7 protein-coding genes are annotated in these 5,985 nt (G+C 62.3%); 3 read left to right on the top strand and 4 right to left on the bottom strand.

What is annotated here, in order from left to right; translation table 11 throughout:
• A partial coding sequence (locus VJS90_RS04185) for an isocitrate/isopropylmalate family dehydrogenase (RefSeq protein ID WP_324119386.1) occupies window positions 1–704 on the top strand: 704 nt, incomplete at its 5' end.
• Window positions 705–771: 67 nt separating this feature from the next.
• Here VJS90_RS04185 and cspD read toward each other — a convergent pair.
• Complete coding sequence (gene cspD, locus VJS90_RS04190) at window positions 772–1,035, bottom strand: cold shock domain-containing protein CspD (protein ID WP_324119387.1); 264 nt, start codon at window positions 1,033–1,035, stop codon at window positions 772–774.
• Between the two features lie 231 nt (window positions 1,036–1,266).
• Between cspD and clpS the strand changes: the two genes are divergently transcribed.
• Together clpS and clpA are read left to right on the top strand one after the other, a co-directional pair.
• Complete coding sequence (gene clpS / locus VJS90_RS04195; RefSeq protein ID WP_324119388.1) at window positions 1,267–1,629, top strand: ATP-dependent Clp protease adapter ClpS; 363 nt, start codon at window positions 1,267–1,269, stop codon at window positions 1,627–1,629.
• Between the two features lie 30 nt (window positions 1,630–1,659).
• Window positions 1,660–3,930 (top strand): ATP-dependent Clp protease ATP-binding subunit ClpA, encoded by a 2,271-nt coding sequence (gene clpA / locus VJS90_RS04200; protein WP_324119389.1) that lies wholly within the window; start codon window positions 1,660–1,662, stop codon window positions 3,928–3,930.
• Window positions 3,931–4,023: 93 nt separating this feature from the next.
• Here the strand turns inward: clpA and infA are convergent, their stop codons facing one another.
• The 3 genes from infA to aat all read right to left on the bottom strand — a co-directional run bounded on the left by infA (window position 4,024) and on the right by aat (window position 5,788).
• Entirely contained in the window at window positions 4,024–4,242 is a 219-nt protein-coding gene (gene infA / locus VJS90_RS04205; protein WP_002553999.1) for a translation initiation factor IF-1, read from the bottom strand.
• A gap of 102 nt (window positions 4,243–4,344) precedes the next feature.
• On the bottom strand, window positions 4,345–5,052 hold the full coding sequence (locus VJS90_RS04210) for an arginyltransferase (protein WP_324119391.1): 708 nt from the start codon (window positions 5,050–5,052) through the stop codon (window positions 4,345–4,347).
• A 55-nt stretch (window positions 5,053–5,107) separates the two neighbouring features.
• Window positions 5,108–5,788, bottom strand: a complete 681-nt coding sequence (aat, locus tag VJS90_RS04215) for a leucyl/phenylalanyl-tRNA--protein transferase (protein WP_324119390.1) — start codon at window positions 5,786–5,788, stop codon at window positions 5,108–5,110.
• Window positions 5,789–5,985 lie beyond the last annotated feature (197 nt).

Consider the following 5,985-nt stretch of genomic DNA (forward strand, 5'->3'; position numbering starts at 1 on the left):
TGGGCGTCACCAAGATCCGCTTCGACGAGGATTGCGGCATCGGCGTGAAGCCCGTCTCGCGCGAAGGCACCCGCCGCCTGGTGCGCAAGGCGCTGCAGTACGTGGTCGACAATGACCGCGAGTCGCTGACCCTGGTGCACAAGGGCAACATCATGAAGTTCACCGAAGGCGCGTTCAAGGACTGGGGCTACGAGGTGGCGCAGGAGGAGTTCGGCGCCGAGCTGCTCGACGGCGGCCCCTGGATGAAGTTCAACAATCCCCGGACCGGCCGGGAAGTCGTGGTCAAGGACGCCATCGCCGATGCCATGCTCCAGCAGATCCTGCTGCGCCCGGCCGAATACGACGTGATCGCCACCCTCAACCTCAACGGTGACTACCTGTCCGACGCGCTCGCGGCCGAAGTGGGCGGCATCGGCATCGCCCCTGGGGCAAACCTCTCGGACACCGTGGCCATGTTCGAGGCCACCCACGGCACCGCGCCCAAGTACGCAGGCCAAGACAAGGTGAACCCGGGGTCGGTGATTCTCTCGGCGGAAATGATGCTGCGGCACATGGGCTGGACCGAGGCGGCGGACCTGATCATCAAGGGCACCAACGGCGCGATCGCGGCCAAGACGGTCACCTATGATTTCGAGCGCCTGATGGACGGCGCCACCCTCGTCGGCAGCTCAGGCTTTGGCGATGCGCTGATCCAGCATATGTAAGGCAAACAAAAACCGGCCAGTCGCCACGACCGGCCGGTTTTCGCGTCCCTGCAGAAGGCGTTTCAGGTCAGGCCTTGACGGCCTGCTCCTCGGGCGTGCTCACGGTGACGTGGGCTGCCTCCACTCTCGCAGGGTCGACGATATTGACCGCGTGCAGACCCTTGGGGCCCTGGATGATGTCGAACGTCACCACCTGGCCGGCCTTCAACGTCTTGTAGCCGTCCATCTGGATCGCCGAATAATGGGCGAACAGATCTTCAGTCTTGCCCTCCTCATTGACGAAACCATAGCCCTTGGCATTGTTGAACCACTTGACTTTGCCGCTTGCCATCCTCATATCCCTCTGCAAAGGACTCCATCACTGGAGTATCATCGACTCCATCCGCAAATGAACCTGCGAAAATTTTTGGTTGACTGCACGGATCTTTATCGACCACGGTGGGTTCTTATTGGTTGTAACACCGTTTTGCCGATAGTCAAGGTCAGGCGGCGGTCCGCACCGGCGTAGGCTTTCCGCGGTCAACCCTCAACCCTAACCTGTCGATATGATGAATTTCTTTCCATGCATGCACACAGCCAGATTCGACTAACATTCAATCAGGATCGCCCGCAATCGCATGAGGACGATGGCTCTGGCCTGGCGGTACAAGAGGCCAAGCCAGCCCTGCAGGCGCCACCGATGTACAAGGTGGTTTTATTCAATGATGACTACACGCCGATGGATTTCGTCGTCGAAGTGCTCGAGACGTTCTTCAATCTGAACCGCGAGCTGGCGACCAAGATCATGCTGGCCGTCCATACCGAGGGACGGGCAGTTTGCGGATTGTTTACCCGAGACATAGCCGAGACCAAGGCCATGCAGGTCAACCAATACGCGAAGGAATGCCAGCATCCGCTACTCTGTGAAATCGAGAAGGACGGTTAATCGCCGACCACTTGGGTATGAGGTGAAGCTATGTTAAACCGCGAGCTCGAAGTCACCCTCAATCTGGCCTTCAAGGAGGCCCGTTCGAAACGTCATGAGTTCATGACCGTCGAACACCTGTTGCTGGCACTCCTTGACAACGAAGCGGCCGCCACCGTTCTGCGCGCCTGTGGCGCCAACCTCGACAAACTCAAGCACGACCTGCAAGAGTTCATCGATTCGACCACGCCGTTGATCCCCGTCCACGACGAGGACCGCGAGACTCAGCCAACCCTGGGCTTCCAGCGTGTGCTGCAGCGCGCGGTGTTCCACGTGCAGAGCTCCGGCAAGCGTGAGGTAACCGGCGCCAACGTGCTGGTGGCGATCTTCAGCGAACAGGAAAGCCAGGCCGTGTTCCTGCTCAAGCAGCAGAGCGTGGCGCGCATCGACGTGGTCAACTACATCGCCCATGGCATCTCCAAGGTGCCGGGCCACGGCGAGCATTCCGAAAACGACCAGGAAATGCAGGACGAGGAGGGCGGCGAAGCCTCTTCCTCGAGCAATCCGCTGGACGCTTACGCCAGCAACCTCAACGAACTGGCGCGCCAGGGGCGCATCGACCCGTTGGTGGGGCGTGAGCTCGAGGTCGAGCGCGTCGCGCAGATCCTTGCCCGTCGCCGCAAGAACAACCCGCTGCTGGTCGGTGAGGCCGGTGTCGGCAAGACGGCGATCGCCGAGGGCCTGGCCAAGCGTATCGTCGACGGCCAGGTGCCTGACCTGCTAGCGCAGAGCGTGGTCTATTCCCTCGACCTGGGCGCCCTGCTGGCCGGCACCAAGTACCGCGGCGATTTCGAGAAGCGCTTCAAGGCGCTGCTCGGCGAGCTGCGCAAACGCCCGCAGGCGGTGCTGTTCATCGACGAGATCCACACCATCATCGGTGCCGGCGCGGCGTCCGGCGGGGTCATGGACGCCTCCAACCTGCTCAAGCCGCTGCTGTCGTCGGGTGATATCCGCTGCATCGGTTCTACCACGTTCCAGGAGTTCCGCGGCATCTTCGAGAAGGACCGGGCCCTGGCGCGGCGCTTCCAGAAAGTCGACGTCTCGGAGCCCTCGGTGGAGGACACCATCGGCATCCTGCGCGGCCTGAAGGGGCGTTTCGAGTCGCACCACAACATCGAGTACAGCGACGAGGCGCTGCGTGCCGCCGCCGAGCTGGCCTCGCGCTACATCAATGACCGGCACATGCCGGACAAGGCCATTGACGTCATCGACGAAGCCGGCGCCTACCAGCGCCTGCAGCCAGAGGCCATGCGGGTCAAGCGCATCGAAGTGCCTCAGGTCGAGGACATCGTTGCCAAGATCGCGCGGATTCCGCCAAAGCATGTCACCAGCTCCGACAAGGAGCTGCTGCGTAACCTGGAGCGCGACCTGAAACTCACCGTGTTTGGCCAGGATGCTGCAATCGATTCGCTGGCCACGGCCATCAAGCTGTCGCGCGCGGGCCTCAAGGCACCTGACAAACCGGTTGGTTCGTTCCTGTTCGCAGGTCCTACCGGTGTCGGCAAGACCGAGGCGGCGCGCCAGCTGGCGAAGGCGCTGGGGGTCGAGCTGGTACGCTTCGACATGTCCGAGTACATGGAGCGCCACACCGTGTCGCGCCTGATCGGCGCGCCTCCGGGCTATGTCGGGTTCGACCAGGGCGGCCTGTTGACCGAAGCCATCACCAAGCAGCCCCACTGCGTGCTGCTGCTCGATGAAATCGAGAAGGCCCACCCGGAAGTCTTCAACCTGCTGCTGCAGGTGATGGACCACGGGACCCTGACCGACAACAACGGGCGCAAGGCGGACTTCCGCAACGTGATCCTGATCATGACCACCAACGCCGGTGCCGAAACCGCCGCGCGGGCCTCGATCGGTTTCACCCAGCAGGATCACACCTCCGATGCCATGGAAGTGATCAAGAAGAGCTTCACGCCGGAGTTCCGCAACCGTCTGGACACCATCATCCAGTTTGGCCGTCTCAGCCACGAGACGATCAAGAGCATCGTCGACAAGTTCCTTACCGAGCTTCAGGCGCAGCTGGAAGACAAGCGCGTGCTGCTGGAAGTCAGCGATGCGGCGCGCAGCTGGCTGGCGGCGGGTGGCTACGATGTGCAGATGGGCGCGCGGCCGATGGCGCGGCTGATCCAGGACCGGATCAAGCGTCCGCTGGCCGAGGAAATCCTGTTTGGCGAGTTGTCCGAGCATGGCGGCGTGGTACATGTGGACATGCGCGATGGCGAACTGGTCTTCGACTTCGAGACCACGGCGGAGATGGCCTGAGGATTCGGGGGCCGCGTCGCGGTCCCCCGATCAACCAGGGACGCCACCCACAAAAAAGCCCGGCCATTGGCCGGGCTTTTTCATGGCTGGAGCTTAGCGGGCGCGGTAGGTGATGCGGCCCTTGCTCAGGTCATACGGCGTCAGTTCGACGCGGACCTTGTCGCCAGTCAGAATGCGGATGTAGTTCTTGCGCATCTTGCCAGAGATGTGCGCGGTAACGACGTGCCCGTTTTCCAACTCCACGCGGAACATGGTGTTGGGCAGGGTGTCGACGACAGTGCCTTCCATTTCGAAGCTGTCTTCTTTCGACATGCAGTAAAGCCCTCGGTGTCCAATATGGCCCGACACAGGACTGTACCGGGCAAAAAAAGTGGCGTGAATTATGCCCGAAAATTGCCGTTCAAGCCAATGCTTTCAGTTGAGGGTCACCCAGCGCTGGTTGATCAGCAGCTCGATGGGGCGGTACTGGGTCTTGTAGTTCATCTTCTTGCAGTTCTTGATCCAGTAGCCCAGGTACACCGCCTCCAGATCCTGGCGCACGGCCTCGGTGATCTGCCAGAGGATGGCAAAGCGTCCCAGGCTGCGCCGCTCCTCGTCCGGCTCGTAGAAGGTATACACCGCCGAGAGGCCGTTGGGCAGCAGGTCGCTGACCGCCACCGCCAGCAAGCGCCCTTCCAGGCGAAACTCGTAGAACCAGCAGAAGGGCAGGTCGCGCACCAGGAAGGTCGCGAACTGATCGCGGCTGGGCGGGTACATGTCGCCGTCGGCGTGGCGCTGCTCGATGTAGCGCCGGTACAGGTCGAAATATTCTTCCTTGAACGCCGGGCGGGCCGGGGTGATGGTCAGGTCGCTGTTGCGCTTGAGAATGCGCCGCTGCTGGCGGTTGGGAAGAAAGCGCGCGGCGGGGATGCGCGCCGGCACGCAGGCATTGCAGTGTTGGCAGTGCGGGCGGTAGAGGTGATCGCCACTGCGCCGGAACCCCATCTCCGAAAGGTCGGCATACACGTGCACATCCATCGGCTGGCTGGGGTCGAGGAACAGCGTGGTGGCCTGCTCTTCCGGCAGGTAGCTGCAGGAATGGGGCTGAGTGGCATAGAACTTCAACCGCGCCAGCTCTGTCATGATCAACCCCTCGGAAAGACTTTGCATTAAGTGTATGCCAGCTGTGAAAACTCGCCTAGCGTACCCAGGTGGCCGAGCTGGGCGCGTCGAGGTAGCGCGCCAGGTAATCGGCAAACGCCGCGCGGCTGATGCCGCGGGCACCGAAGCTGTGCAGGTGGTGGGTGGGCATCTGGCAGTCGATCAGCACGAAGCCCGCCTGACGCAAGTGCTCGACCAGGGTCACGAAGCCGACCTTCGAGGCGTTGTCGGCGCGGCTGAACATGGACTCGCCGAAAAACAGCTTGCCCATGGCCAGGCCGTAGAGCCCGCCCACCAGTTCGCCCTCCTGGCGCACCTCAACCGAGTGGGCGATGCCGCGCTGGTGCAGGGTGTGGTAGGCCGCCTGCATGCTGCTGGTGATCCAGGTGCCGTCGGCGTAGTCGCGCGGCGCGGCGCAGGCCTTGATGACCCCGGCGAAATCGCTGTCGAAGCTCACCTGGTAGCGCTCTTGGCGCAGCAGCTTGGCCAGTGAACGAGACACGTGGAGTTCCTCTGGCAGCAATACCGTGCGCGGGTCCGGCGACCACCAGAGGATCGGCTGGCCATCCTGGTACCAGGGGAAGCAACCATGGCGGTAGGCCTGGACCAGGCGCTCGGCGCTCAGGTCGCCGCCCGCGGCGAGCAGGCCATTGGGGTCGTGCAGTGCCTTGTCCAGCGGTGGAAAGGCCAGGGAGTCGCGGGTCAGCCAGGTGAGCATGGTCGTTTGCGGTGGGGGAGGGGAGGGGCCAGCATGGCGTGCGCGGAAACCAAGGTCAACAATTGTGGTCCTACAGCTCAACAACTGTGTAAAAACACAGCATAAGCCTTTGTCACAAAACACAATGCATGCTCAAATTGCACCTATGTGAATTCGGCCCCGTCCTCGCCCTCCATCTGGCGTATCGCCATGGCGGC

Origin of the sequence: Pseudomonas sp. (genome assembly GCF_035277045.1) — a bacterium.
GTDB lineage: Bacteria > Pseudomonadota > Gammaproteobacteria > Pseudomonadales > Pseudomonadaceae > Aquipseudomonas.